We start from the raw sequence: 26,447 nt of genomic DNA on the forward strand, positions 1-26,447 counted from the left end.
TTTCGACGACTGGTGTGCTGACCTCCAGGATAGGTGGATGTCCGACTTCGGTGACCGCCGCGGGCGCTACCTGCAAAGATGGGATGCGTAACACCGACGAAACACGAACTTGACGGTGAGGCAACACCGCTTCCCTACCGTCGGCCCGACGGAGCCGCTGCACTCGACGATCGATCGTCGCTTCCGACCATCGACGACGCGGGTCCAGCCATCGACACGAAGGAGCTATCAGCGTGGATTTCACCACGGCCGATGAGGTCATCAAGTACATCGACGAGGCGGACATCGAGTACGTCGACATTCGATTCACCGACCTCCCCGGCATCCAGCAGCACTTCTCGATCGCTGCGAAGGCGTTCACCAAGGACACCCTCGAAGACGGTCTCGCGTTCGACGGTTCGTCCGTCCGCGGATTCCAGTCCATTCACGAGTCGGACATGATGCTGCTGCCCGACTACGGCACGGCGCAGATCGACCCGTTCCGTCGCGCGAAGACGCTGAACATGGACTTCTTCGTCCACGATCCGTACACCCGCGAGTCCTACAGCCGCGACCCCCGCAACGTCGCCCGCAAGGCCGAGGAGTACCTCGCCAGCACGGGTATCGCCGACACCGCGTTCTTCGGCCCCGAGGCCGAGTTCTACATCTTCGACTCGGTGCGCTACGACTCGCAGATGAACGGTGCCTTCTACGAGCTCGACTCGAGCTCGGGCGCCTGGAACACCGGCGCCGAGACCGAGGTCGACGGCTCCCCCAACCTCGGCTACAAGGTCCGCCCCAAGGGTGGCTACTTCCCCGTCGCGCCGTACGACCACTACGTCGACATCCGCGACGCCATCTCCACCAACCTGCAGAACGCGGGCTTCGAGCTCGAGCGCGGTCACCACGAGGTGGGCACCGGCGGGCAGCAGGAGATCAACTACAAGTTCAACACCATGCTGCGCGCGGCCGACGACCTGCAGCTGTTCAAGTACATCGTGAAGAACACCTGCTGGCAGCACGGCAAGTCCGCGACGTTCATGCCGAAGCCGCTGTTCGGTGACAACGGATCCGGTATGCACGTCCACCAGTCGCTCTGGAAGGACGGCAAGCCGCTCTTCTACGACGAGAAGGGCTACGCGGGTCTGTCCGATCTCGCCCGTCACTACATCGGCGGCATCCTGCACCACGCGCCGTCGCTGCTGGCGTTCACGAACCCGACGATCAACTCGTACCACCGCCTGGTGCCGGGCTACGAAGCCCCCATCAACCTGGTGTACTCGGGCCGTAACCGCTCGGCCGCTGTCCGCATCCCCACCACGGGCAACAACCCGAAGGCCAAGCGCCTCGAGTTCCGTGCGCCCGACGCGTCCGGCAACCCGTACCTGTCGTTCGCCGCGCAGATGATGGCCGGCCTGGACGGCATCAAGAACAAGATCGAGCCGTTGGCGCCCGTCGACAAGGACCTCTACGAGCTCCCGCCCGAGGAGGCCAAGAACATCCCGCAGGCACCCACGTCGCTGCCCGCCGTGATCGACCGCCTCGAGGCCGATCACGAGTACCTCACCGCCGGTGGCGTGTTCACGACCGACCTGATCGAGACCTGGATCTCGCTCAAGCGGGAGAACGAGATCGCACCGGTCAACCTCCGGCCGCACCCGTACGAGTTCCAGCTGTACTACGACTGCTGAGTTTTTTCTTCTCACCACCGACGCCCGGCCGAATCATTCGGCCGGGCGTCGGTGCGTTCCGACGGTCTGTCCCCGTCGAGCGTCGTATCGCGTGCTCAGCGGCGAAATCACGTGAGCGAGAGGTTGACTCGATCCACTGCTCATCGGGACACCCCGACGCAGGTATGTGTGACGCGAACGAACGAACAATCGGCTAAGTCGGGACATTCGGGGGTCCGTGCGCTTAACTAGAGACGAAGAGAAGCACATCCGTGCCGCACAGCTGTCTCCGCCGAACAAAGGAATACTCTGCCGATGGATGCACTCTGGGACTTCATCGTCGGGCGGCGAAGGCAATTGGCGATCGATTCCTACCTGCACGTGTCGGCGGTGGTCCAGTGCGTCGTGATCGCCACCATCATCGGTGTGGGGATCGGCATCCTGGTCTACCGCAGCCCCGCCGGCTCGGCCGTCGCCACTGCGCTGGCTAGCACGATCCTGACCATCCCGTCGTTCGCGCTGCTGGGCCTGCTCATTCCCATTCTCGGACTGGGTGTTCGGCCCACCGTGACCGCCCTGGTGCTGTACTCGCTGCTCCCGATCATCCGAAACACGGTGGTGGGGCTCGGTGCGGTCGATCCCGCAGTGAGCGACGCCGCCCGCGGCATCGGTATGAGCCGCACGACGGTGTTGCGCCGCATCGAGATCCCTCTGGCCTGGCCGTCCATCCTCACCGGTATGCGGGTGAGCACCCAGATGGCGATGGGCATCCTGGCCATCGCCGCGTACGCCAAGGGCCCCGGTCTCGGCAACCTTCTGTTCTCCGGGCTGGCGCGCGTCGGCAGCCCCACCGCTGTTCCGCAGGCCCTCACCGGCACTGTCCTGATCGTCCTGCTGGCGTTGGTCCTCGACGGGATCTACGTGTTGATCGGCAAACTGACCACCTCGAGGGGTATCCGTGAGTGACTCGACCCGCACATCGAACGTATCCGGCGCGGAAATCGTGCTGGAGAACGTGACCAAGAGTTACCCGGGCCAGAAGCTGGCCGCGGTGGACAACGTGTCCATGACGATTCCCGCGGGCGAGGTCGTCGTCCTCGTGGGACCGTCGGGCTGCGGCAAGACCACGACGATGCGCATGATCAACCGCCTGATCGAGCCCACCTCGGGTCGCATCACCATCGGCGGCAAGGACGCGCTCTCGATCGACCCGAACGAGTTGCGGCGCACCATCGGCTACTCGATCCAGCAGGCCGGGTTGTTCCCGCACATGACGATCGCGCAGAACGTCGGCATGGTTCCCGGCCTCATCGGGTGGGACAAGAAGCGCATCAACGAGCGCACCGACGAGATGCTCGACCTGGTGGGACTGGAGCCGTCCCTGTACCGCGAGCGCTACCCGCGCCAGCTCTCCGGCGGCCAGCAGCAGCGCGTCGGAGTCGCTCGGGCGCTCGCCGCCGATCCCCCGGTTCTCCTCATGGACGAGCCCTTCGGCGCCGTCGACCCCATCACCCGCGGCCTGCTGCAGGACGAGTTGATGCGACTGCAGTCCGAGCTCGGCAAGACCATCGTGTTCGTCACCCACGATTTCGACGAGGCCGTCAAACTCGGCGACCGCATCGCGGTGCTCGGCAATCAGTCGACGATCCTGCAGTACGACACGCCCGAGGCCGTGCTGGCCAACCCGGCCGACGACACCGTCGCCGGATTCGTCGGCGCCGGAGCGGCGTTGAAGCAGCTGACCCTCATGCGGGTGCGCGACATCGAACTGTCGGACGTTCCCGCGTTCGGCGAGGACGAGTCGGTGGAGACCATGAACTCCGCCCTCGGCTCCGACCCGGAGGCGTGGGGAATCATCCTCGACGCCCGCAAGCGGCCGATTCGGTGGACCGACCGTCGTCACCTCGTCGGCGTGAGCAGCCTGCGTGACGTCGGCGTGCCGATGGGCGAGGTGGTGTCCACGCAGTCGACTCTGCAGGATGCGTTGGAAGCGCTTCTGGCGGAGGGCAATGCGACCGCGACCGTCACCGGTCAGCGCGGCGAGTACGTCGGCACCGTCACCATCGAGGCGCTCATCGACACGATCAAGACACTCCGGTCCCAGCACGCGAACGACCACGTCGATCGGGCGGACGCCACCACCGGAACGCCCTCGTGACCACCGTCGCCGCGGGAGCGGTCGACGACGCGGGCGAGAAGGACGCCGCCAGAACGGCCCGACGGGCCGAGCGTGTTCGCCTGTTCATCCAGCCCGTGATCGTGCTGGTGATCGTCGTGGTGCTCCTGGCCTACGCCCTCACGCGGGACCTCACGGCGACGCAGGCCGAGACCATCAACGTCGCCACCATCACCGACGCCGTCACCCGGCACGTCCTCATCACGTTCGTCGTCACCGCACTGGTGCTGGTCATCGCCGTCCCGCTGGGAATCCTGTTGACGCGCGGCGGGTTCGACAAGCTGGCCCCGATCTTCGTCGGCATCGCCAACATCGGTCAGGCCGCGCCCGCCGTCGGCCTGCTCGTCCTTCTGTTCCTGGCGACCGGATCCACCGGATTCTGGGTCGGTGTGCTTCCCATCGCGTTCTACTCACTGCTGCCGGTGCTCCGGAACACGATGCTCGGGTTCCAGACCGTCGAACCGAGCTACATCGATGCCGCCCGCGGCCAGGGCATGTCCAACATGGGCATCCTTCGTCGCATCGAGTTCCCGCTCGCGGTGCCGTTCATCCTGGCCGGGCTGCGCACGTCGCTCGTTCTGGCCGTCGGCACGGCCACGCTCAGTTTCCTCGTGGGCGCGGGTGGTCTCGGAGTCCTCATCGACACCGGCTACAAGCTCAATCAGCCTCTGATCCTGGTGGTCGGCGCGGTTCTCGCCGTGGCTCTCGCCCTTCTCGTGGACTGGCTGGGCGCACTCGCCGAGGCCTACCTCGGACCGAAAGGACTCCGCTGATGCGGCGCACCACCCGAGGGATCCTCGCCCTGTGCGGCGCCGCCACCCTCGCACTGTCGTCGTGCGGGCTCCAATCGGGTAGCGCCGTCCCGCTCGCCGTCGGACCGGGCAGCATCACGGAGATCCCGGCGCTCGAGGGCGTGCAGTTGACGGTGGGGTCCAAGGACTTCACCGAGCAGATCATCCTGGGATACATCCTCGAGTTCGCGCTCAGCGCGGCCGGCGCGGATGTCCGCGACCTGACCAACATCTCGGGCTCGAACAGCACGCGGGAGGCCATGCTGACCGGGCAGGTGGACGTCACCTACGAGTACACCGGAACGGGCTGGATCAACTACCTCGGCAACGAGACCCCCATTCCCGACGCCACCGCGCAGTTCGAGGCCATCCGCGACGCCGACCGTCCCAACGGGCTGGTGTGGGTCAATCCCGCACCGATGGACAACACCTACGCCTTGGCGATGAACCAGCAGGTCGCTCAGGAGACCGGAATCCGGACGCTGTCGGACTACGGCGCCCTGGTGAACGCCGATCCCGCGTCGGCGTCGCTGTGCGTGGAAACCGAGTTCAACAGCCGACAGGACGGTCTTCCCGGACTGGCCGCCACCTACGGTTTCGACGCCAACGCGATTCCGGTGCAGATTCTGCAGACCGGCGTCATCTACCAGGCGACGGCCGATGGTGCGCAGTGCCGGTTCGGTGAGGTGTTCACCACCGACGGTCGCATCAGCGGTCTCGATCTCGTGGTCCTCGAGGACGACCTCTCGTTCTTCCCCCGCTACAACGCCACGGTGGTCCTCCGCGAAGAGGTCGCGGATCAGCACCCCGAACTGATCGACCTGACCGCCCCGATCTCCGCTGCCCTGACGAACGACGTCATCACCGAACTGAACAAGCAGGTCGACGTCGACGGTCGCGAACCCGCCGAGGTGGCCCGTGACTGGATGGTCGATCAGGGATTCGTCACCGCCGGCGCCGACTGACCGGGGCCGGTCGGTCGGCCCGGCGGGTCAGCCGCCGAAGACCCGCTCCACCACGGCCTTGGCCCGACGCGTGACGCGCAGGTAGTTGTCGAGGAACTCCCCACCGTCCCCGTTGGGCCATCCGGCCACCAGAGCGACCGCAGAGAGCACCTTGCTCGGCGCGGGAATCTGATCGGTCGGCTTGCCGCGCACCAGCACCAGAGCGTTGCGTGCCTTGGTGGCGGTGAGCCACGCCTGGCGGAGCAGATCCACGTCTCCGGGGCTCATCAGCTCCGCGGCGCCGATGGCGTCCAGCGCTTCGAGCGTCGAGGTGTTGTGCAGCGCCGGCAGACGGTGGGCGTGCCGCAGCTGGATGAGCTGCACCGTCCACTCCACGTCGGCGAGCCCGCCGCGCCCGAGCTTGGTGTGTGTCTTCGGATCGGCGCCCTTGGGCAATCGCTCGGCGTCGACCCGCGCCTTGATGCGGCGGATCTCGCGCACCGCGTCCTCCGACACTCCCCCGTCCGGGTAGCGCACCTTGTCGGCCATGAGCAGGAACCGGATGCCCAGGTCCTGATCACCGGCGACCTGGTGTGCCCGCAACAAGGCCTGCACCTCCCACGACTGCGCCCACTGGGTGTAGTACGCGTCGTACGCGGACAGTGTCCTCACCACGGGGCCGTTCCGCCCCTCGGGCCGCAGACCGGTGTCCACCTCGAGCGGCGGGTCCTGACTCGGCGAGCCGAGAAGCTTGCGCACCCGGTCCGCCATCGCGTTGGCCCACTTCACCGCGGCCGACTCGTCGACCTCGGCGCCGTCCGTGGACGCGACCGGTTCGCAGACGAACAGCACGTCGGCGTCGGAGCCGTACCCCAGCTCGCCGCCGCCGAGTCGGCCCATCCCGATGACCGCGATGGTCGCGGGCGCCGGTTCGCCGCGTTCGGCGACCGAGGCTCGGATCGCCGCGTCGAGCGCGGCGTTGATGACCGCGGCCCACACCGACGACAGCGCTCGACACACCTCGGGAACGTCGAGCAGTCCCAGAATGTCGGCGGAGGCGACGCGGGCGAGCTCGTACCGCCGCAGGGACCGGGCGGCCCCGACGGCCCGCACCGGGTCCTCGTACCGCGCCGAGGATTTCAGAATCGCCCCGTACGTCTCTTCCGGATCCACGTCGAGCAGGCGGGGCCCGTCGGTCCCGTCCGCGAAGAGCCGGATGACCTCGGGCGCGTTCAGCAGGACGTTGCGCAGATACTCGGAGGAGCCGAGAACGCGCATGAGTCGTTGGGCGACGGCACCTTCGTCACGCACCAGTCGCAGGAACCAGGCCTGGTCCTTGACCTCCTCGGACAACCGCCGGTACGCGAGAAGACCGGCATCGGGATCCGGTGTCTCCCCCAGCCATTCGAGCAGGGTGGGCAGCAGGAGCGACTGGATGCGCCCGCGTCGGGCCCCCATGCTCACCAGCGCGCTCAGGTGCCCCAGCGCGTGCGTCGGCGCCGAATAACCCAGTGCGGCAAGCTGTCTGGACGCGGCATCCGGGCTCAACCGGAGGGCGTCGGTGTCCATCTGGGCGACGGACTCGAGCAGCGGCCGGTAGAACAGCCGGGCGTGCAATCGTCGGATGCGCTGGGCGTTGCGCTTGATCTCCTGACGCAGCACACCGGTCGCATCGTTGTTGCCGTCCGGACGCATGTGCGCCGCGCGGGCGAGCCACCGCATCGCCTCCTCGTCGTCGAACGGTGGAAGCGTGTGCGTCCGTTGCAATTTCTGCAGCTGGAGTCGGTGTTCGATCAGCCGCAGGAACTCGTACGACGCGGTGAGATTCGCCGCGTCGTCACGTCCGACATACCCGCCCGTCGCGAGCGCGGACAGCGCGTCGATGGTGCCGAGGACGTGCAGCGCGGTATCGGTCCGCCCGTGCACCAATTGCAGGAGCTGCACCGCGAACTCGACGTCGCGCAGGCTCCCGCGGCCGAGCTTGATCTCGCGCTCGCGCAGTTCGGCCGGCACCATCTCTTCCACTCGGCGCCGCATGGCCTGCACCTCGGGGACGAAGTCCTCACGCTCGCTGGCGATCCACACCATCGGGTTCACGGTGTCGACGTAGGCGAGACCCAGGTCCCGATCACCGGTCATCGCGCGAGCCTTGAGCAGCGCCTGGAACTCCCAGGTCTTCGCCCACCGCTTGTAGTACGCCTCGTGGGACTCGAGCGTGCGCACCAGCTCGCCCTGCTTGCCCTCGGGCCGCAGGGCGGCGTCGACCTCGAAGAAGGCCTGAGACCCCATCCGCATGAGTTCGCCCGCCACGCGGGTGGCGAGAGCGTTGGCGGGCTCGGCCACGAAGATCACGTCCACGTCGGAGACGTAGTTGAGTTCCTGCGCACCGCATTTGCCCATCGCGATCACCGCGAGTCGCACCGAGCACTCGTCGTCCGGGAACACCACGGCGACGGCGACGGCGAGGGCCGCGGTGAGGGCGGCGTCGGCGAGGTCCGACAGGTGACGACCCACCACCTCGTACGGAACGACGGCCTCGTCCTCGACGGTCGCGGCCAGATCCGCCGCGGCGAGCAGCATCAGCTGATCGCGGTACGCGGTCCGCAGAGCGATGACGGCCTTGGGACCGGTCAGGGCCGAGCGGAACACCCCGGCGGACGCGCACTCCCCCGTTTCCTCGGTCGCATCGATCGCGCCGAGCAGTGCGGCGCGCAGATCCTCGGGAGAGGGCAGCGAGGTGCGGTGGGTGGTCAGGATCTCCCAGCGCGTCGGGTCCGAGACCAGATGATCACCGAGCGCGTCGGACGAACCCACGAGCGCCAGCAGTCGACCTCGCAGCCCCTTGTCGACGCGCAGCTTCTCGTCCAGGGACGCCCAGCCGTCGCCGAGCTCGTCGGCGAGTCGCACGACCTTGCGCAGCGCGAGATCGGCGTCCGGCGCGCGGGAGAGCGACCACAGCAGGTCGATGCTCTCCGCGTTGTCCCAGCCCAACCGGGCCAGATCGCGTGCGGCAGTGGCCTCGACGAGGCCCAGGCGACCGGCGCTGGGCACCGAGGACCGGTTCGTGGGCGGGGTCACCGCCGTGGGCCCGGGACGGAGCGGCGAGGTGCGGGGCGACAGGTGCGCGACAGGCGATTCATGACCGCACCGACGCTACTGCACCGTCTCCCCCGGACCTACCCACGCCGACTTACAGACCCAGGTAGTTCTTCAGCTCGAACGGCGTGACGTGGCTGCGGTACGACTCCCATTCCCGACGCTTGTTGCGCAGGAAGAAGTCGAAGACGTGCTCACCGAGTGTCTCGGCGACCAGTTCCGAGCCCTCCATCGCCTCCAACGCCTCGTTGAGGCTGCCGGGCAGTTCGCGGTAACCCATGGCCCGACGCTCGGCCGAGGTCAGCGACCACACGTCCTCCTCCGCCTCGGGCGGCAGGGTGTAGCCCTTCTCCACGCCTCTCAGACCGGCCGCGAGGAGCACCGCGAACGCGAGGTACGGATTGCACGCGGAATCGGGACTGCGGATCTCGACGCGGCGCGACGACGACTTGTTCGGCGTGTACATCGGTACCCGCACCAGGGCGGATCGGTTGGACGGGCCCCAGGACGCCGCGGTGGGGGCCTCCCCGCCGTGGATCAACCGCTTGTACGAGTTGACCCACTGGTTCGTGACGGCGCTGATCTCGTTGGCGTGTTCGAGAATGCCCGCGATGAAGGCCTTGCCGGTCTCCGACAGCTGCATCGGGTCGTCCGGGTTGTGGAACGCGTTGGCGTCGCCCTCGAACAAGCTCATGTGGGTGTGCATCGCGGAGCCGGCCTGATCGCTGAACGGCTTGGGCATGAAGGTCGCGCGGACACCCTCGTCGATCGCGACCTCCTTCACGAGGTAACGGAAGGTCATCACGTTGTCTGCCATGGACAGGGCGTCGGCGTAGCGCAGGTCGATCTCCTGCTGCCCCGGCGCGGCCTCGTGGTGACTGAACTCGACGGAGATCCCCATCGACTCGAGTGCGTCGATGGCGTGCCGACGGAAGTTGGGGGCGGCGTCGTGGACGGCCTGGTCGAAGTAGCCGCCGTTGTCGGCCGGTGTCGGCGGGCGTCCGTCGTCGGGCAGTTCGCTGCAGAGGAAGAACTCGATCTCCGGGTGGACGTAGCAACTGAAGCCCAGATCGGCGGCCTTGGAGAGCTGGCGGCGGAGCACGTGCCGCGAGTCCGCCCACGACGGCGAACCGTCGGGCATCGCGATGTCGCAGAACATGCGGGCCGAGTGCTGTTCACCCTTGCTGGTGGTCCACGGAAGGATCTGGAACGTCGCCGGATCGGGCTTGGCCACCGTGTCGGCCTCGGAGACCCGCGAGAAGCCCTCGATGGCGGAGCCGTCGAACCCGATGCCCTCCTCGAAAGCGCCCTCGAGCTCGGCGGGAGCGATGGCGACGGACTTGAGGTACCCCAGGACGTCGGTGAACCACAATCGGACGAACCGGATGTCGCGCTCCTCGAGGGTACGGAGCACGAATTCCTTTTGACGATCCATGCTGGACAGGCTAGGCACGTCGCGTTAAATCCGTGTTACATCGTGAAATCGGTCCCGTTGTGCGTCGTCCCGGCCCGTCAGCACACCAGGTCCGCCGGGGGCTCGGTCGGGTCGACGAGGTAGTCGCTCACCGCGTCGTCGACGCAGTCGTTGCCCTTGAAAGCCGCCGTGTGCTCGTTCCCCTCCACGGTGATCAGCGACGACCCGAGCTGCTCGGCCAGCGCGACCCCCGCCTCGTACGGTGTCGCGGGATCGTCCGTGGTCGACAGGACGAGGGTGGGGGCGAGACCGTCGATCGACAGCGCCGCGGGCTCGGCCTCGGACGGCACGGGCCAGAACGCGCACGCCTCGAGCGGCGCCGCTCCGGTCCCGCGACCGTCGTCGAGGAAGGGCGCCGCCTCGCGGAACCTCGTGTTCAGCTCGCCCTCGACCTCGGGGTCGGTGATGCGCGGATCGTCCACGCACCGCACGGCGGTGAACGCGTCGTTGGTGTTGGTGTACGTCCCGTCGGGCAACCGGCCGTTGTAGAGGTCGGCCAGTTCCAGCAGCACGTCACCGCGTCCCGACGCCAGCTGCGCCAGCCCCACGCGCAACGGCTCCCAGAGCTGGGTGCTGTAGAGCGCCTGCTGGGTCCCGGTGATGGCGTCGTCGTAACTCAGCTCCCGCTCACCGGCGGTGGCCGCGGGGGTGTCCACGAGGGGATCGACGAGTGCACGGAACCGCTCGATCGCGGCCGCGGGATCGGGCCCCAGCGCGCAGTCGGCCTGCGCGGCGCAGTCGGCGGCGAACGCGTCGAAGACCGACTGGAAACCGGCCGCCTGCCCGATCACCTCGGAGACCGGGTCCGCGCTGGGGTCGAGGGCACCGTCGAGCACCATCGCGCGCACGTTCTGCGGGAAGAGCTCGGCATAGGTGTAGCCGATTCGGGTTCCGTAGGAGAAGCCGAGATAGTTCAGCCGCTCGTCGCCGAGAACGGATCGGATGACGTCCATGTCGCGCGCCACGTCCGCGGAGGTGAGGTGGGTCAACAGGGCCGGGTCGTTGCGATCCGCGCAGCGCTCGGCGTAGGCCCGGTTCTCCGCCTCGGTCTCGGCGATCCCGGCGGGCGAGGTGTCGACGTCGGAGTCCGCCCGTTCGGCGTCGAATTCCTCCGCCGTGTTGCAACGCACCGCGGGGGTGGAGGCGCCGACGCCGCGCGGATCGAATCCGATGACGTCGAACGATTCCTGTACCGGTGACCGACCGGCCACGAGCGCTGCGGACAACCCGGAGGCACCCGGCCCCCCGGGATTGACCAGAAGCGATCCCACCCGGTCACCGGTCGCCGCCGCGCGCGAGACGGCGATCGAGGCGTCCCCGGCGGCCGGGTCCTCGTAGTTCAGCGGCACGGCGATCCGACCGCACTCCAGCCCGGGCAGGGACAGCCCGTCGGTGGCGAATCCCTCGCAGGAGCCCCAGGTGAGGGGCTGCGACGCGTAGTCGTCGAGGCTCCACCCGCGAGTGTCGGCCGCACCGCTCTCCGGAGCGCTCGGATCGGCGGGCGCCGGATCGGGGTCACCGGCGCATCCCGCGAGAGCGAGCGACAGGACGGCCGCGAGCGTGAGGAACTGCGAGGGCCGGAGACGGCGAGGGGAACTCGACGAACGAATGCGCACGACTCGATGGTGACACGGGTGCCGGGGGTCGAGTCCGAGAGCGCCGTGCCCGGCCGATTGCCGCGTGTGATCAAGAGCACTGTCGTCGTGTCGACGCAGGGTGGCAGACTCGGAGCCGTCATCCACTCACCCGGGGACCCGCACGGCGGGCCTCGAGGACGAAAGGGACACCCGATGTCCGCATCCGCGAATTCCGCGAGCCCCGAACAGAGCGTCTACGGCGGTACTCCGACCGGCCGCAAGACCCGCACCCATCATCTGCAGGCCATGAAGGCCTCCGGTGACCGGTGGGCGATGCTCACGGCCTACGACTACTCGAGCGCCCGCATCTTCGAGGAGGCCGGGATTCCCGTTCTGCTCGTCGGCGACTCCGCGGCGAACGTGGTCTACGGATACGACACCACCGTCCCGGTGACCGTCGAGGAGCTGATTCCCCTGGTCCGCGGCGTCGTCCGCGGCGCGCCCAACGCCCTGGTGGTGGCCGACCTCCCGTTCGGCACCTACGAGGTCTCACCGCAGCAGGCCGTGGCCACCGCCGTGCGGTTCATGAAGGACGGACACGCCAACGCGGTCAAGCTCGAGGGCGGCGAGCGTATGGCCGACCAGATCGCGGCGATCACCGCGGCCGGCATCCCGGTGATGGCCCACGTCGGCTTCACCCCGCAGAGCGTGAACAACCTCGGCGGCTTTCGCGTCCAGGGTCGGGGCGAGGCGTCCGAGCAACTGATCGCGGATGCCGTCGCGGTGCAGGAAGCCGGTGCGTTCTCGGTGGTCGTGGAGATGGTTCCCGCCGACCTCGCCGGGCAGGTCACCCGCAAGCTCACCATCCCCACCGTGGGCATCGGTGCCGGAGTCGACTGCGATGCCCAGGTCCTGGTCTGGCAGGACATGGCTGGGTTCACCAGCGGCCGCACGGCCAAGTTCGTCAAGCGCTTCGGTGACGTCGGCGATCGACTGCGCGAGGCCGCGGCCACCTACGCCGACGAGGTCCGTACGGGCGCGTTCCCGGCGGCCGAACACAGCTTCTGATCCCACCTCCGCCCGCCCGGCGCGGGCCCGTTCGGTGGCAGACTCGCCGCATGACCGTTTCCTGGACCCGACGCCTGGTGGGCGGGGCCGCGGCGGTGATCGCCGCGACGTCGATCGCCGCCTGCGCGGGCGATTCCGCTCCGAGCACCGAACCCACCTCCGCACCGACCGCACCCGCCACCACCACTGCGGCGCCTCCCCCGGCCGGACCCGCCATCACCGACCAGCAGGCGCAGACGCTGTGCTCCGACCTCGAGCAGCAGCTGTCCGACTGGCGCCTGCAGGGCCCGACGCTGGGGCGCGGCGGCCTCAACATCCTGGTGCAGAACTGGGCGGCCGCGTCCGGATCCATCAACATCGCCGTCCTGCAGGACCGGTCCATCGTGGACACGGTCACCACCGACACGTGCCCGGACGTCCGAACGCAGGCCGTCGAGCTGCTGGACATCCCGGATCTCGCGTCGGGACTGGTGGGATTGTGACGTCCGCCGGCCGGGCCCAGCGGACGCTCTACCCCCCGCTCGAGCCGTACGACGCGGGCCTGCTTCCCGTCGGCGACGGCCAACGCATCCATTGGGAAACCAGCGGCAACCCCGACGGTCGGCCCGTGGTCTTCGTCCACGGCGGACCGGGTGGGGCGACCGGCCCGGATCAACGCCGCTACTTCGATCCCGACGCGTACCGCATCGTGCTGTTCGACCAGCGCGGCTGCGGGCAGTCCGTTCCGCACGTGGCCGACGGCGCCGACCTGTCGGTGAACACCACGCCGCACTCGATCGCCGACATGGAGGCGTTGCGGCAACACCTCGCGATCGAGTCGTGGTCGGTGTTCGGCGGGTCGTGGGGGTCGACGCTGTCCCTCGCCTACGCCCAGGCACACCCGGATCGCGTGACGTCGCTCGTGCTGCGCGGCATCTTCCTGCTGCGTCCACAGGAGATCGACTGGTACTACCGCGGCGGCGCGGGGCACCTGTTCCCGGAACGGTGGGAGGAGTTCCTCGCCCCCATCCCCGTCGACGAGCGGAACGACGATCCGGTCGAGGTGTACCACCACCTCCTCCATTCACCCGATCCCGAGGTGGCCACCCGCGCGGCGGTGGCGTGGTCGACGTGGGAAGGGGCGACCAGTTCGCTGATCCCGAAGGAGGACAAGGTCGCCGAGAACGCGGAACCTCGTTTCGCCCTGGCGTTCTCGCGGATCGAGAACCACTACTTCCGTCACGGTGGCTTCCTCGGCCGAGATCAACTCCTGCGGAACGTGCCGACGATCGCGCACCTGCCGTCGGTGATCGTGCAGGGGCGCTACGACGTGGTGTGCCCGCCGGTCAGCGCCCGGGACCTGCACCGTGCGTGGCCGGGGTCCACGCTGGAGATGGTGCCCGACGCCGGTCATTCGGCGTCCGAGCCGGGCATCGTGGATCGATTGGTGCGGGCCACCGACTCGTTCCGCTGACTCGTCGGCCCGTTCACCCGAACCTGGTATTGATGTCACCATGAGTTCACACGGTGGGGCAGGTGCGTCGGGGCACCCGGAGATCGAGCAGAAGTTCGACGTCGGCATGGACACCCCGGTGCCCGATCTCGATCGCGTCCCGTCGGTCGTCGCGGTCTCGACTCCCGACACCTCGAATCCGTCGTCGACGTACTTCGACACCACCGATCTCGACCTCGCGCGCCGCCGCATCACCGTGCGGCGCCGAACCGGCAGCAGCGACGCCGGCTGGCACGTCAAACTGCCGGTGGCGTCGGACGAACGGCTCGAGCTACAGAGCCCGTTGTCCGCGGGCGGCAACAACACTCGGGTACCCGCAGAGGTCGCCGACCGGGTCGCCGCCGTGACTCGCGGGAAGTCGTTGGTTCCGGTCGCCGTGATCGACACGCGGCGGATCACCACCGTCGTCTCCACCGCCGACCACGCTGCCGCCGCCGAGCTGTGCGACGACACCGTCACGGCCCGAAACCTTCTCGACGACGTCACCACCCGGTGGCGGGAGTGGGAGGTCGAGCTCGTCGACGGCAAGCGCTCGATCCTGAGGAAGATCGGCAAGACCCTGCTCGCGCACGGTGGCTCGCCGGGCTCGTCGACGTCGAAGCTGGCCCGTGCCATGGGTTCTCGGCTGAGCGATGCGCTCGACCGGTCTCCCCGCGGTGGGCGCGAGCTCGACGGTACGGCGGGCGCCGCCGTCCTGCGGGCGCTCGCCGCCGACGTCGACGTGCTGACCTTCGCCGACCCACTCGTCCGCATCGACGCGCACGACTCGGTGCATGCGATGCGGGTGGCGACGCGGCGGCTTCGCAGCGTGCTCCGCTCGTATCGAACCCTGTTCGACCGGCCCACCGTCGACGCCATCCGCGACGAACTGTCCTGGCTCGCAGACCTCCTCGGCACGGCGCGAGACGCCGAGGTGATGGCCGAGCGCTTCGGATCCGCACTGGACGCTCTCGAACCCGACGCGGTGCGCGGACCGGTACGCGAGGCACTGCAGGGAACCCAGGAGCGGCTGTACGCACTCGCTCACGACGAGATCGTGACCGAGCTGAACGGCGAGCGGTACTTCGCGTTGCTCGAGGCGCTCGACGGACTCCTGCTGGACCCGCCGCTGGTGCGCGGCGACCGGCCCCACGGGCGCACGTTCCGCAAGGTTCTTCGCAAGCAGTACCGCGCGGTCGTCGCGGCCGAGACCAGGGCCGCCGAACTCACCGGCGCCGCGCACGAGGACGCGCTGCACGACGTGCGCAAGTCGGCGAAGAAGCTGCGCTACGCGGCGGAGGCCGCCCTGGCCGCGCCGAGTGGCGGCCGCCTCGATTCCGACGCGGCCGCGGTGGGCAAGGCCGCGAAGAAGGTGCAGTCCGTCCTCGGGCATCACCACGACAGCGCCGTGGCGCGAGAAACCCTGCTCGTCGAGACGGGCAAGGCCCACGACGCCGGCGCGGACACCTTCACCTTCGGTGTGCTCTACGCCGACGAGGCTCACGTGGGCGCGTCGGCCCTCGAGCCGCTGGACGGAGCGCGCAGGAAGCTCTCCGTGGCCGGGCGTGCGCTGAAGAAGTGAGCGGGTCAGCTCGCCGTCATCGGTCGTTCCACTCCTCGTCCGCCTCGTCCGCGGCCTTGGTGCGTTCGGCGGCGATCAGCAGCGCCTGCTCGGCGGTCGCGCGGTCGGGGTACGGCCCCATCCGGTCCATCGCGCTCGCGTCCTTGCCCTGCGCGACGGTCTTGTCACTGATCCGGTAGTACCACTGTTCGTCCTGGCTCATGTGACCAGTGTGCCCCGAACGGACGCCGCCGACGCGGGGATCGCCGTTCCCCACGACAGGCCGAGACGATCGTCTTCCGTGGTGCGCAGGCGGGGTTACACTGCGGTACCTCACGACCCCCGCGCGCGAGCCTGCCGTACCCATCCGAATGGAGAAAACCCATGTCGTACATCCTCTTCGATCACCTCCTGCCCTACCTCGGCGTCGAGGCTGCCACCTACTGGGCGACCCTCCTGGTGGTCAGCCCGATCTGATCGACACCTGTCGCGCCGCGGCACCCGGCACCACGAACGGCTCCTCCCGGACGGGAGGAGCCGTTTGCCGTTCGGTGAGAGAGCGAGACGAAAAAGGTGTCGTTTCGGCGCGCGGTCTGCGCGGGAGGGTGGTACAAAGTAAAGGCTTCGCCACAACCGACGAAGCAAATTTTTGTCGCCCCTTACAAGAGGAGAACCTCCATGTCTGCTGACCTCGTACTCGACCTCGCGTTCTTCGCCGAGTTCTTCGGCAACGCCGCAGACCTCTTCGGCGCACTGGACTTCTTCGCGGGCCTCAGCTGAGCGAGTAGTACCCAGCTGATCGAGCAGTACCCAGCTGACAGAGCGACGGGCCGGAGCTTCCCGTAGTCACCTACCACCGGCCCGTCGCTCTTTCACTGTACGACATATCGAACATACGTTCTACTTCACGACGGGTGCGAACGAGTCGGCCTGTAAGCCGGATCCTGTCCCGAGGCCGAGGCCTCGAGTGACGACCATCCATCTGGGCACACCGTCGCCGGGTACCTCGAGCGATCAACCCGCAGGCTCGGGCGAGCAGCCCTCGAGCACCTGCGCAGCCGCACCACCGCGTGCGGTGATCCGACCTTCGATCTTGCTCCGGGCGGGGTTTACCGAGCCACCCCGGTCACCCGGGGTGCTGGTGCGCTCTTACCGCACCGTTTCACCCTGACCGACAACACCTTTCGGACGCCGTCGGCGGTCTGTTCTCTGTGGCACTGTCCCGCGAGTCACCTCGGGTTGCCGTTAGCAACCGCCCTGCTCTGTGGAGTCCGGACTTTCCTCGGCTCGAAGCCTGACGACACCGGTCGTCGGTTCTCCGTGCCGCGGCCGTCCGGCCAACTCGTCCGCGTCGACGATCCTACGCGCCGGCCGTTACTGTCGCCGTCATGACTCATGTCGTTCTGCTGCGGGGCATCAACGTCGGGGGCATTCGGATCACGATGGCGGCGTTGGCGACTGCGCTCCGCGACGCCGGGTACACCGACGTGCGCACCGTACTGGCGTCGGGAAACGTCTCGCTCACGAGTGCCGCGGACGACCCCGCCGTCATCCGGTCTCACGTCGAGGGCGTGCTCCGCAGCACGTTCGGCTACGAGGCATGGGTCGTCGTCCTGACCCGGAGCGATCTCGCCGAGGTGGTCTCGGCGTACCCGTGGACAACCGACGAGTCCGAACGGCATCCGTACGTGATCTTCTCCAGCGACGGTGTCTCGACCGCCGAACTCGCGACACTGGCCGAGTCCACGGATCCCGCGACGGAACGGACGGCGCCGGGTCCCCACCATGTGCTGTTCTGGGAGGTCCTCCGGGGCGACACCCTGTCCAGCGTCATCGGCAAGGCGAGTGCCCGCGCGCGGTACCGATCGACGACCACCACCCGTAACCTCCGCACGCTGCGCACGCTGCTGGCGTGATCACCGATCCCGCCGTCCGCGCGGTCCTCGCCGCAGTTCTCGTCGCGGTGGTTCTCGCGTTCGCCGTCGCCCGCCCTCGCGGCCTTCCCGAAGCCGTGGTGGCCGTACCGGCCGCGGTCCTGGCCCTCCTCCTCGGGCTGGTCACCACCCGGGACGCCCTCGACGAGACCTCCGCCCTGGCGCCGACCGTGGCCTTCCTCGCCGCGATCCTGGTCCTGGCCCACCTGACGAACGCTCACGGCGTCTTCACCTGGATAGCGGCCGTCCTGCGTCGCCGATCCCGGTCCTCACCGGTGCGGTTGCTGACGCTGGTCTTCGTGACCGCCTCGCTCACGACGGCCGTTCTCAGCCTCGACGCGACCGTGGTGCTGATGACACCGATCGCGATCGCCGCGGCGCGCACGGCGGGAACGTCCCCTCTTCCCGGCTCGTATGCGGTTGCACACCTGTCGAACTCGGCGTCGACCCTGCTGCCCGTCTCCAACCTCACGAACCTGCTGGTGTTCTCCGCGACCGGGCTGACGTTCCTCCATTTCACCGCGCTCATGGCGGCGCCCTGGATCGTGGCCCTGGCGGTGGAGTACGCCGTCTTCCGGTGGCTGTTCCGGGCCGAGCTCCGCTCGCCGAACGCACCCGAGCCTGCACTCGATACCTCGGACGGGGTGCACGATTCCGACGAGTCCGTCGCCGCCCCGGTCTTCGCGCTGTCGGTGCTCGCCGTCGCCCTCGGTGGTTTCGCGGTCAGCGGGCTCGTGGGGATCGAACCGGTCTGGGTGGCCGTCGCGGCCGCCGTCGTCCTCGCCGTCCCCGCCCTGCGGCGGGCCCGCACGTCACCGCGCGCGGTGATCGGTGCTCTGGACGTGTGGTTCCTGGTGTTCGTCTTCGCTCTCGGCGTCGTGGTGGCGGGTCTCGCGAACGGCCCGGTCGGCGACGCGGTCGCCGACCTACTGCCGACGTCGACCTCGCTGCTCGCGTTGCTCGGCGTCGCCGCGATCGCTGCGGTCGCGGCCAACGTTCTGAACAATCTGCCCGCGACGTTGCTGCTGCTGGCCGCCCTGACGCCCGCGGTCGGCGACGCCTCGGTACCCGCACTGCTCGCGATGCTGATCGGAGTGAACCTCGGACCCAACCTGACCTACGTCGGATCGTTGGCGATCATGTTGTGGCGCAGGGTCGCACGGGCCGAGAACGCACCACCGAGCCTGCGGACCTTCACGGTGCTGGGGCTGGTGAGCACGCCCCTGACGATCCTCGCCGCGACCACCGCGCTGTGGTCTGCTCTGCAGGTCTGAACGGCCGGCTCAGCGCACCCGGAAGGCTCGACACACCCGGAGAGCTCAGCGCACCCAGAGATACGACGTGTCGTTGACCAATCGCACCGAGGCGGCATCGTCGTCGAACCAATCGACGATGCTGATCGACGCCAGGTCGAGGTGCAGTCGATAGAGGATCGACGGCCCGACCCCCAGGCCGAGTTGCAGCAGCGTCTTGATCGGTGTGACGTGCGAGACCACCACCACGGTCTTACCGGCGTAGTCGCCGAGAAGCTGTTCCCGCACGGCGACGATGCGCTCGCGGACGGCGTCGAAGCTCTCACCCCCCGGAGGGGCCACGGCCGTGTCGGCCATCCAGGCGTCGTGCGCGGCGGCGTCGAACTCGCGGGCCTCGGTGAAGGTCATCCCCTCCCAGCTACCGAAGTCGGTCTCGGTGAGACCGTCGAGAACCGTGACCGGAACGCCGATGCGATCGGACACGGCCGCAGCGGTGTCCCGCGCGCGTCCCAACGGTGAGCTGACGATGGCGTCGACACCGCCCAGGAAACCGATGCGGTCCGCCGCCGCTGCGGCCTGCGCGCGACCGAGATCCGTCAGGTCGGGATTGCCCCGGCCCGAATAGCGCTTGTCCACCGACAGGGGCGTCTGCCCGTGCCGCAGCAGAATCATGCGGGTCGCGGCACCCGACACCGATTGCCACGGCGGACGTTCCGCGACCGGAGCGGAGTCGGACACCGTCGCCGGCGTCGGGGCCCGTCCGTCCAGCAGCGCGGGCTCGCCGTCCATCGCCTGATTGGCGAGGGCGTCGGCGTGAGAATTCTCCGCACGTGGGATCCATTGGTAGCGAACGGAGTCGAAGGCCTCGGCCACTTCCGCGGCACGACGGCGGAGCGGAATCATGTCCGGGTGCTTGACCTTCCAGCGCCCCGACATCTGCTCCACGACGAGTTTTGAGTCCATGCGGACCGACACCTCGCGGGCCCCGAGTTCCCTCGCCGCGTCGAGTCCGGCGATCAGACCGCGATATTCGGCGACGTTGTTGGTGGCGATGCCCACGGACTCGCGACGTTCGGCCAACACGGTGCTGCGATCCGCGGACAGCACCACCGCTCCGTAGCCGGCGGGGCCGGGATTGCCTCGGGACCCGCCGTCGGCCTCGACGACAACCGAGTCCACCGACGCGGAATCGGCAACCGTCACAGGCCGGATTCCTTGGTGCGCACCAGGATCGCGTTGCACTCGGAGCAGCGCAACAGAACGTCCGGGGCCGCCGCGGCCATGCGGGAGATCTCGCCGCGATCCAGCTCGATTCGGCACGCGCCGCACCGGCGGCCCCGCAACAGAGCCGCACCGATCCCGGCCCGTTCGCGCTGCTTCTCGTACGCCGCTCGAACCTCGTCCGGCAGGGTGTCGGCGAGCTGCCCGCGCTGGTCGGTGCGCGTCGCCTCGACCTTCTCGAGGTCCGCCACCGCGTCGTCGCGTCGACGACGCACATCGATCAGCTGGTCCTCGACCTGACTCAGCCGCGCCCCGGCGTGCTCGTGATCGCTCTGCGAGGCCTCGCGGCGCTCCATGACCTCGAGGAGATCGTCCTCGAGAATCGCGCGGCGACGCTCGAGGCTGCCGAGCTCGTGTTGCAGCTCGGTGAGCTGTTTCGCGCCGACGCTCCCGGACTGCAGTGCCGCGCGGTCCTTCTCCTCGCGCTTGCGGACCGCGTCGACCTCGCCCTCGAGCTTGCGAATGTCGCGGTCGAGATCGTCGATGGCGATCTCCACGCTCACGGCCGCGTCCTTGCGCGCGATGCGCTCGCTCTCGAGCTCGTCGACGGCCGCCTGCTCGGGCAGGGTGTGCCGACGGTGGGCGATCTGGGACAGCTCGGTGTCCAGGGCCGCCAGATCGAGGAGCAGGAGCTGGATCTTCGGGTCGACGTTCACGCCCGCCACCGTATCTCCCCTGCTGGTGCAGAACCTAGCCGCGATCGACCGGCTCCGCCTGCGTGCCCACCGTCCACGGATCGGTGCGCGCCGAGGTGAGAACCGTGCGCCATCCCTCGGTGTCGCCGAATCGATCGTCCAACACCGCCTTCGCCTGCCCGCACCACGGGAACTCCCCCGCCCAGTGCGCCACGTCGATCAACGCGGGCCCACCCGCGCGCAGGTGCTCGTCGGCCACGTGGTGACGCAGATCCGACGTCACGTACACGTCGACCCCGGCCCGCACCGCGTCGCCGAGCATCGAATCACCCGCACCGCCGCACACCGCCACCCGGCTCACCACCGCATCGGGATCACCCGCGGCGCGCACACCCCACACCGTCGTCGGCAGGGCGTCGGCCACGCGGGCGGTGAACTCGCGCAGCGTCGTGGTCTCCGGAAGCGACCCGACGCGTCCGAGCCCGCAGCCCGACGGCATTCCCACCGATTGCACGACGTCGAACGCGACCTCCTCGTACGGGTGCGCCGAACGCAGCGCCGACAGAACCGCGGCGCGAACCGAGCGAGTCCCGACCATCTCGAGCCGAACCTCGTCGACGCGCTCGACGTCACCCACCGTGCCGATCACCGGGTTCGCACCGTCCACGGGGCGGAACTGCCCCACTCCGTCGGTGGACCAACTGCACTCGCGGTAGTCACCGATCGCACCGGCCCCCGCGGCGAACATCGCCTCCCGCACCGCCTCGGCATCGCCGCGAGGAACGAAGACGCCCCACTTGTCCAGCGGGGCGTCGTCCTGCTCGTTCAACGGCGACAGGTCCGTCATCCCCAGTGCGGCGGCCAACGCGTCGGACACGCCGGGGGACGCGGAATCGGCGTTGGTGTGCGCGGTGAAGAGCGCGCAGCCGCCTCGAATCAGCCTGTGCACCAACGATCCCTTGGGGGTGTGAGCGCCGACGGTGTCCACTCCGCGCAGCAACAGCGGGTGGTGCACCACGAGCAGATCGGCACCCGCGGTCAGCGCTTCGTCCACCACCGACTCGGTCGCGTCCACGGCGAACATCACGGTCCGCACCGCGTCGCCGGGGTCTCCGCACACCAGGCCCACCGAGTCCCAGCTCTCCGCCAGAGCGGGCGGGTAGGCCTCGTCGAGGACGGCGATCACCTCGGCGAGGGTGACCGAAGCGGACCGAGCGGGTGCGGACGACATGCGTCCGAGCCTATCCATCCGCCGCGGTGGACCCGAGCACGTCACGCCAGTTCTCCACGAGCCGGTCCACGGCCGGACGCCCGCGTACCGCGACTCGCAGGTGCTCACCCAGCCCGGGAAAGGTGTCGCAGCGCCGGACGGCGATTCCGCGCTCGCGCAACGCCGAGCGCACGTGCTCGGCGTCGGGAACGTCGAGGAGGACGAACGACGAGGCGGGCGGCGCCGCGACCCGCACACCGATCCCGTCGAGGCGGGCCGTCAGGTACTCGCGCTCGGTGGCGATCACGTGCGCGTCGCGCTCGACCGCGGCCACGGCCGCCGGATCCGAGCACGCCGCGATCGCCTCGAGTTGCACCGTCCCGAGCGGCCAGTGCGCCCGTCCGTGCGCCAGCGCAGCGAGCAGATCCGGCGGACCGAGCACGTAGCCGCAACGGAGCCCGGCCAGCGCGAACGATTTCGTCAGGCTCCGCACCACGAGAACATCGGGACACGACCGATCCGCCACCGATTCCGGCTCACCGGGAACGGTGTCCGCGAAGGCCTCGTCGACCACCAGCACCCGGCCGGGGCGTCGCAGGGCGAGCAGGTCGGCCCGAGAATGCAGCACGGACGTCGGGTTGGTCGGATTGCCCACCACCACCAGGTCGGCGTCCTCGGGAACCTCGGCCCCCGCGAGCAGGTACGGCGCGTCGAGAACCACCCGGTGCACCGCGATCCCGGCCTGGCGGAGCGCGAACTCGGGTTCGGTGAACGACGGATGGATCACCGCGGCCCGCACGCAGCCGAGCCGCGGCAGCATCGCGAATCCCTCGGCCGCACCCGCCAGGAGCAGCACCTCGTCGGCGGAGCGGCCGTGCCGCCGCGCCACCTGCTCGCGGACCGAGAGATCCTCGGCGGCCGACGGGTAGGGCGCCACCCGGTCGAGTGCCGAGACCAACCTGTCCCGCAGCCAGGCGGGCGGCCGGTCTCCGCGCACGTTCACGGCGAAATCGATCAGCCCCGGCAGTGCCTCCACGTCACCGTGATGGCGCAGATCGATGCCGTCGGAGGTCATGGCGTCATCCCTGTCACGATCACCGAGCCTGTCACGGCCGTCTCGGGGCGCGCGTGCGGCTTATAGGATTGCTGTCCATGGCCACCGACCTCGTCCTCTTCGACCTCGACGGCACCCTCACCGATTCCGCCCCCGGCATCCTCGCGGGCTTCGCGCACGCACTGACCACCGTCGGTGCTCCCGTTCCCGGTGCGGACGTTCTCGAGCACGTCATCGGGCCGCCGATGATCGACACCTTCCGCTCGCTGGGCCTCGACGACGGCCGACTGGACGCCGCCCTCGCCGCGTACCGCGACTACTACGACCGCCGGGGTTGGGTCGAGAACAGCGTCTACGACGGCACCGTTCAGGTTCTCGACGGCCTGCGCGCGGCCGGGGTCACGCTGGCCGTGGCCACGTCCAAGAACGAGAAGTCGGCCCGACGCATTCTCGAGCACTTCGACCTCGCGTCGTACTTCGACTTCATCGCCGGATCCAGCGACGACGGCACCCGGCGCGCCAAGGCCGATGTCGTCGAACGTGCGCTGCGTGAGGTCGGCCGTGAGCCGCGGAGCACGGCCGAGGGAGGCACGGCGTCGGTGGTGATGGTGGGCGATCGCGATCACGACGTCTTCGGCGCCGGGAAGTGGGGCATCCCCGTGGTCCTCGTGCAATGGGGGTACGGACTCGAGGCCGAGCACGCGGCGGCCACCTGGTCCGTCGACACCCCGACCGATCTGTCCGCACTGCTGACGGGACTCCTGCGATGACCGTGCACGTCACCTTCGTCTGCACCGGAAACATCTGTCGGTCGCCGATGGCGGAGAAGATCGTCGCCGACGCGATCGCCCGCGAGGGTCTCGACGGGGACGTGCGGGTGACCAGTGCCGGAACCGGGAGTTGGCACGTCGGCGACCCCGCCGATCACCGCACGGTCGCCGAACTCGAACGTCACGGCTACCCCACGGCGCACCGCGCCCGGGTGGTGGACGAGGACATTCTCGCGGCGGATCTGGTCGTGGCGCTCGACCGGTCGCACGAACGCGACCTGCGACGCCTGGGGGTGCCCGCCGAGCGGTTGGCGCTACTGCGCTCGTTCGATCCGGACGCCGATTCCGACTCCGTCGACGATCCCTACTACGGATCCGAGGAGGACTTCGCCGAGGTACGCCGACAGGTCGAGGCGGCGGTACCGGGACTGCTGGCCACACTGCACGAACTGACCTGACCGCGGAACCCATCCCCGCGCTCGGGCGACTACGCTGTGTAGTTGTGCGCCGGTTGTCCTTCCTTCTTCGGCCCGGGTGGCTCGTCCTCGCGGCCCTGGTCCTGCTGTTCGCATACCTCTGCTTCTCGATCCTCGCGCCCTGGCAGCTCGGCAAGAACTCCACGACGTCCGAGCGCAACGATCAGATCGCCCGGTCCTTCGACGCGGACCCGGTTCCCGTGTCCTCCGTCGTCGACGACGGGGTGGTCACCACCGACGAGGACTGGCGGCAGGTGTTCTTCACCGGCTCGTACATCCCGGACAGCGACGTCGTCGTGCGGCTGCGCAGCGTCGACGGCGCACCGACGTACGACGTGCTGACACCGTTCCGGACCGACACCGGCGACACCGTCATCGTCAACCGGGGCTACGTACTTCCGATCGACGGGAACGCCGTTCCCGATTTCGACCCACCGCCCACGGGCACCGTCGCGCTCGACGGTCGCGCCCGCGTGGCGGAGGGAACGTCGGAGGCTCGACCGCCCATCACCGACACCCCCTTCCCGCAGGTGTACACCATCGCGCCGTCGCAGGTGGGCCCGCTGACCGGCACCGATCCCATCGACGGCTACGTCCAGCTGTCCGACGATCAGCCCGGTGGTCTCGGTCCCATCGCGCTGCCGCAGCTCGACGCCGGCCCCTACCTGTCCTACGGATTGCAGTGGCTGGCGTTCGGACTGATGGCCCCGCTCGGCCTGGCCTATTTCGTCCGCGCGGAGATCCGAGAGCGGCGCCGGGACACGGACGACGGGGACACGAACGGCAGGGACACGAACGACGGGGATGCGGCGCAGGAATCCCCCGACGAGATCCGAGCCCACACGGGCTCTCCGGACGGCACCGACCCGACTCACCAGCACGACGACGGCCTCGACGCGCTGCTGCAGCCCCGGAGACGGCTGGGTCGATCGCGCTCGTCGACGACGTCCGGATCGACGACGCCGGCATCCGACGCCGCCCGTCGGCGCGCGACGGATCCCACCCTGGCGGACCGCTACGGCAGCAAGCGCTGACGCAGCCCGAACGCCGATCGAACCGACATCGCCGCCACCGCCGCGGCGGCCGCGGCCCCCAGTTGGACCGCGACGGACAACCGCACCGCCCGACGCAGATCGTCCGTCGTCGGTGAACGCCCGTCGCCCAACGTCGGGCGAATCTCCACTCCGTGCCGATACACCGTCGTTCCCCCGAGCCGAACCCCCAGCGCTCCCGCCGCCGCCGCTTCGGCCACCCCCGCGTTGGGACTGGGGTGCTTGCTCGCGTCGTTCCGCCACGCGCGGAGCGACTCCCCCGGACGGCCCCCGACCAGCGGCGCCGCGGCGACGGTGAGCACTCCCGTCAAGCGCGCCGGCAGAACGTTGGCGACGTCGTCGACGCGCGCCGCGCACCAGCCGAAGTTGCGGTACTTCTCCGATCGGTACCCGATCATGGCGTCGAGAGTGTTGATCGCGCGGTACGCCACCGCACCCGGAGCGCCGAGGAACGCCGTCCACAACAACACACCCACCGTGGCGTCGGAGGTGTTCTCGGCCACCGACTCGAGCGCGGCACGGACCATGCCGTCGGCATCGAGCTGCGACGGGTCTCGACCGCACAGCGACGGCAGGATCGCGCGGGCGGCCGGCAGATCGTCGGCGTCGATCGCGCCGGCCATGGCCAGCCCGGTTCGCGCCAGCGTGGTCCCGCCGACGGTCGCCCACACGCACGTCGCCCGCAGCACGACGGTGGCAACCCGGTGTTCGCGCGTCGCCGCCTCGGCCGCGAGCGCGGCGCCCGTCACCCCGGCGAGAAGCAGAGCGGTGTGCGCGATTCCCGCGCGGCGGTCGTCGGAATAGGTGCGCTTCTCCAGCGCGGCGGCCACGCTGCCGAAGGCGGCCACCGGGTGACCGCGCCGCGGATCACCGAAGGCGCGGTCCGCGGCGAGACCCAGCGCCACGGCCAGGACCGAGGCAGTCGTATCGGTGTTCATGTGGCCCACTTCCGCTCCGCTTCACCGCCGGTCTTCG

General features: G+C 69.2%; 23 protein-coding genes and 1 other RNA gene. 14 read left to right on the forward strand and 10 right to left on the reverse strand.

Translation table 11 applies throughout. The features are described from left to right. Window positions 1–233: 233 nt before the first annotated feature. The 5 genes from glnA to ACY466_RS13830 all read left to right on the forward strand — a co-directional run bounded on the left by glnA (window position 234) and on the right by ACY466_RS13830 (window position 5,581). Window positions 234–1,670 (forward strand): type I glutamate--ammonia ligase, encoded by a 1,437-nt coding sequence (glnA, locus tag ACY466_RS13810; protein WP_463245925.1) that lies wholly within the window; start codon window positions 234–236, stop codon window positions 1,668–1,670. Window positions 1,671–1,964: 294 nt separating this feature from the next. Beyond that, entirely contained in the window at window positions 1,965–2,615 is a 651-nt protein-coding gene (locus ACY466_RS13815; RefSeq protein WP_463245926.1) for an ABC transporter permease, read from the forward strand. Beyond that, a complete protein-coding gene (locus ACY466_RS13820; protein ID WP_463245927.1) occupies window positions 2,608–3,807 on the forward strand; it encodes an ABC transporter ATP-binding protein in 1,200 nt (399 codons plus the stop codon). The genes ACY466_RS13815 and ACY466_RS13820 overlap by 8 nt, the downstream gene beginning before the upstream one ends. Further along, window positions 3,804–4,598, forward strand: a complete 795-nt coding sequence (locus tag ACY466_RS13825; protein ID WP_463245928.1) for an ABC transporter permease — start codon at window positions 3,804–3,806, stop codon at window positions 4,596–4,598. The genes ACY466_RS13820 and ACY466_RS13825 overlap by 4 nt, the downstream gene beginning before the upstream one ends. Next, window positions 4,598–5,581, forward strand: coding sequence for a glycine betaine ABC transporter substrate-binding protein (locus tag ACY466_RS13830; RefSeq protein WP_463245929.1), 984 nt, complete (start codon window positions 4,598–4,600; stop codon window positions 5,579–5,581). Before ACY466_RS13825 ends, ACY466_RS13830 begins: the two co-directional genes overlap by 1 nt. 27 nt (window positions 5,582–5,608) lie before the next feature. Here the strand turns inward: ACY466_RS13830 and ACY466_RS13835 are convergent, their stop codons facing one another. From ACY466_RS13835 to ACY466_RS13845, 3 genes are all read right to left on the reverse strand, one after another. Further along, complete coding sequence (locus ACY466_RS13835; RefSeq protein WP_463245930.1) at window positions 5,609–8,638, reverse strand: bifunctional [glutamine synthetase] adenylyltransferase/[glutamine synthetase]-adenylyl-L-tyrosine phosphorylase; 3,030 nt, start codon at window positions 8,636–8,638, stop codon at window positions 5,609–5,611. A 112-nt stretch (window positions 8,639–8,750) separates the two neighbouring features. Next, window positions 8,751–10,091 carry a glutamine synthetase family protein gene (locus tag ACY466_RS13840; RefSeq protein WP_463245931.1) on the reverse strand — a complete coding sequence of 447 codons (1,341 nt, stop codon included), beginning with the start codon at window positions 10,089–10,091 and terminating at the stop codon, window positions 8,751–8,753. 77 nt (window positions 10,092–10,168) lie between these two features. Further along, a complete protein-coding gene (locus ACY466_RS13845; RefSeq protein ID WP_463245932.1) occupies window positions 10,169–11,746 on the reverse strand; it encodes an alpha/beta hydrolase in 1,578 nt (525 codons plus the stop codon). Window positions 11,747–11,920: 174 nt separating this feature from the next. Here ACY466_RS13845 and panB point away from each other — a divergent pair, with 174 nt between their 5' ends. Genes panB through ACY466_RS13865 form a run of 4 tightly spaced genes read left to right on the forward strand, consistent with a single transcriptional unit; the run spans window position 11,921 to window position 15,828 of the window. Next, complete coding sequence (gene panB / locus ACY466_RS13850) at window positions 11,921–12,775, forward strand: 3-methyl-2-oxobutanoate hydroxymethyltransferase (protein ID WP_463245933.1); 855 nt, start codon at window positions 11,921–11,923, stop codon at window positions 12,773–12,775. A gap of 50 nt (window positions 12,776–12,825) precedes the next feature. Beyond that, window positions 12,826–13,257 (forward strand): hypothetical protein, encoded by a 432-nt coding sequence (locus ACY466_RS13855; RefSeq protein ID WP_463245934.1) that lies wholly within the window; start codon window positions 12,826–12,828, stop codon window positions 13,255–13,257. Further along, window positions 13,254–14,228 (forward strand): prolyl aminopeptidase, encoded by a 975-nt coding sequence (pip, locus tag ACY466_RS13860; RefSeq protein ID WP_463245935.1) that lies wholly within the window; start codon window positions 13,254–13,256, stop codon window positions 14,226–14,228. The genes ACY466_RS13855 and pip overlap by 4 nt, the downstream gene beginning before the upstream one ends. 40 nt (window positions 14,229–14,268) lie before the next feature. Continuing rightward, the gene (locus ACY466_RS13865) at window positions 14,269–15,828 is read left to right on the forward strand and encodes a CYTH and CHAD domain-containing protein (protein ID WP_463245936.1); all 1,560 of its coding nucleotides are present in this window, start codon (window positions 14,269–14,271) and stop codon (window positions 15,826–15,828) included. 16 nt (window positions 15,829–15,844) lie between these two features. On the opposite strand, the gene ACY466_RS13870 is transcribed toward ACY466_RS13865, so the two are convergent. Together ACY466_RS13870 and rnpB are read right to left on the reverse strand one after the other, a co-directional pair. After that, window positions 15,845–16,030 (reverse strand): hypothetical protein, encoded by a 186-nt coding sequence (locus ACY466_RS13870; RefSeq protein WP_463245937.1) that lies wholly within the window; start codon window positions 16,028–16,030, stop codon window positions 15,845–15,847. Between the two features lie 694 nt (window positions 16,031–16,724). Further along, window positions 16,725–17,152: RNase P RNA component class A (gene rnpB, locus ACY466_RS13875), an RNA gene on the reverse strand. Between the two features lie 43 nt (window positions 17,153–17,195). Between rnpB and ACY466_RS13880 the strand changes: the two genes are divergently transcribed. Beyond that, the gene (locus ACY466_RS13880) at window positions 17,196–17,723 is read left to right on the forward strand and encodes a DUF1697 domain-containing protein (protein WP_463245938.1); all 528 of its coding nucleotides are present in this window, start codon (window positions 17,196–17,198) and stop codon (window positions 17,721–17,723) included. Then, window positions 17,723–19,015 (forward strand): SLC13 family permease, encoded by a 1,293-nt coding sequence (locus tag ACY466_RS13885; RefSeq protein ID WP_463252295.1) that lies wholly within the window; start codon window positions 17,723–17,725, stop codon window positions 19,013–19,015. Before ACY466_RS13880 ends, ACY466_RS13885 begins: the two co-directional genes overlap by 1 nt. A gap of 45 nt (window positions 19,016–19,060) precedes the next feature. Here ACY466_RS13885 and ACY466_RS13890 read toward each other — a convergent pair whose 3' ends face one another. Genes ACY466_RS13890 through cobC form a run of 4 tightly spaced genes read right to left on the reverse strand, consistent with a single transcriptional unit; the run spans window position 19,061 to window position 23,195 of the window. After that, window positions 19,061–20,197, reverse strand: coding sequence for a bifunctional RNase H/acid phosphatase (locus ACY466_RS13890; protein WP_463245939.1), 1,137 nt, complete (start codon window positions 20,195–20,197; stop codon window positions 19,061–19,063). Next, window positions 20,194–20,931 carry a zinc ribbon domain-containing protein gene (locus tag ACY466_RS13895; RefSeq protein ID WP_463245940.1) on the reverse strand — a complete coding sequence of 246 codons (738 nt, stop codon included), beginning with the start codon at window positions 20,929–20,931 and terminating at the stop codon, window positions 20,194–20,196. The genes ACY466_RS13890 and ACY466_RS13895 overlap by 4 nt, the downstream gene beginning before the upstream one ends. Window positions 20,932–20,965: 34 nt before the next feature. After that, window positions 20,966–22,141: a Nif3-like dinuclear metal center hexameric protein gene (locus ACY466_RS13900; protein WP_463245941.1), complete on the reverse strand. Its 1,176-nt coding sequence runs from the start codon at window positions 22,139–22,141 to the stop codon at window positions 20,966–20,968. A gap of 10 nt (window positions 22,142–22,151) precedes the next feature. Further along, window positions 22,152–23,195, reverse strand: a complete 1,044-nt coding sequence (gene cobC / locus ACY466_RS13905) for an Rv2231c family pyridoxal phosphate-dependent protein CobC (RefSeq protein WP_463245942.1) — start codon at window positions 23,193–23,195, stop codon at window positions 22,152–22,154. 77 nt (window positions 23,196–23,272) lie between these two features. Between cobC and ACY466_RS13910 the strand changes: the two genes are divergently transcribed. Genes ACY466_RS13910 through ACY466_RS13920 form a run of 3 tightly spaced genes read left to right on the forward strand, consistent with a single transcriptional unit; the run spans window position 23,273 to window position 25,454 of the window. Beyond that, the gene (locus ACY466_RS13910; protein WP_463245943.1) at window positions 23,273–23,944 is read left to right on the forward strand and encodes an HAD hydrolase-like protein; all 672 of its coding nucleotides are present in this window, start codon (window positions 23,273–23,275) and stop codon (window positions 23,942–23,944) included. Continuing rightward, window positions 23,941–24,402 (forward strand): low molecular weight protein-tyrosine-phosphatase, encoded by a 462-nt coding sequence (locus tag ACY466_RS13915; RefSeq protein ID WP_463245944.1) that lies wholly within the window; start codon window positions 23,941–23,943, stop codon window positions 24,400–24,402. The genes ACY466_RS13910 and ACY466_RS13915 overlap by 4 nt, the downstream gene beginning before the upstream one ends. A 44-nt stretch (window positions 24,403–24,446) precedes the next feature. Beyond that, window positions 24,447–25,454 (forward strand): SURF1 family cytochrome oxidase biogenesis protein, encoded by a 1,008-nt coding sequence (locus tag ACY466_RS13920; RefSeq protein WP_463245945.1) that lies wholly within the window; start codon window positions 24,447–24,449, stop codon window positions 25,452–25,454. On the opposite strand, the gene ACY466_RS13925 is transcribed toward ACY466_RS13920, so the two are convergent. Further along, a complete protein-coding gene (locus ACY466_RS13925; RefSeq protein WP_463245946.1) occupies window positions 25,436–26,410 on the reverse strand; it encodes a cobalamin biosynthesis protein in 975 nt (324 codons plus the stop codon). The genes ACY466_RS13920 and ACY466_RS13925 overlap by 19 nt on opposite strands. Window positions 26,411–26,447 lie beyond the last annotated feature (37 nt).

It is taken from the genome of Rhodococcus sp. K11/5 (assembly GCF_055193735.1).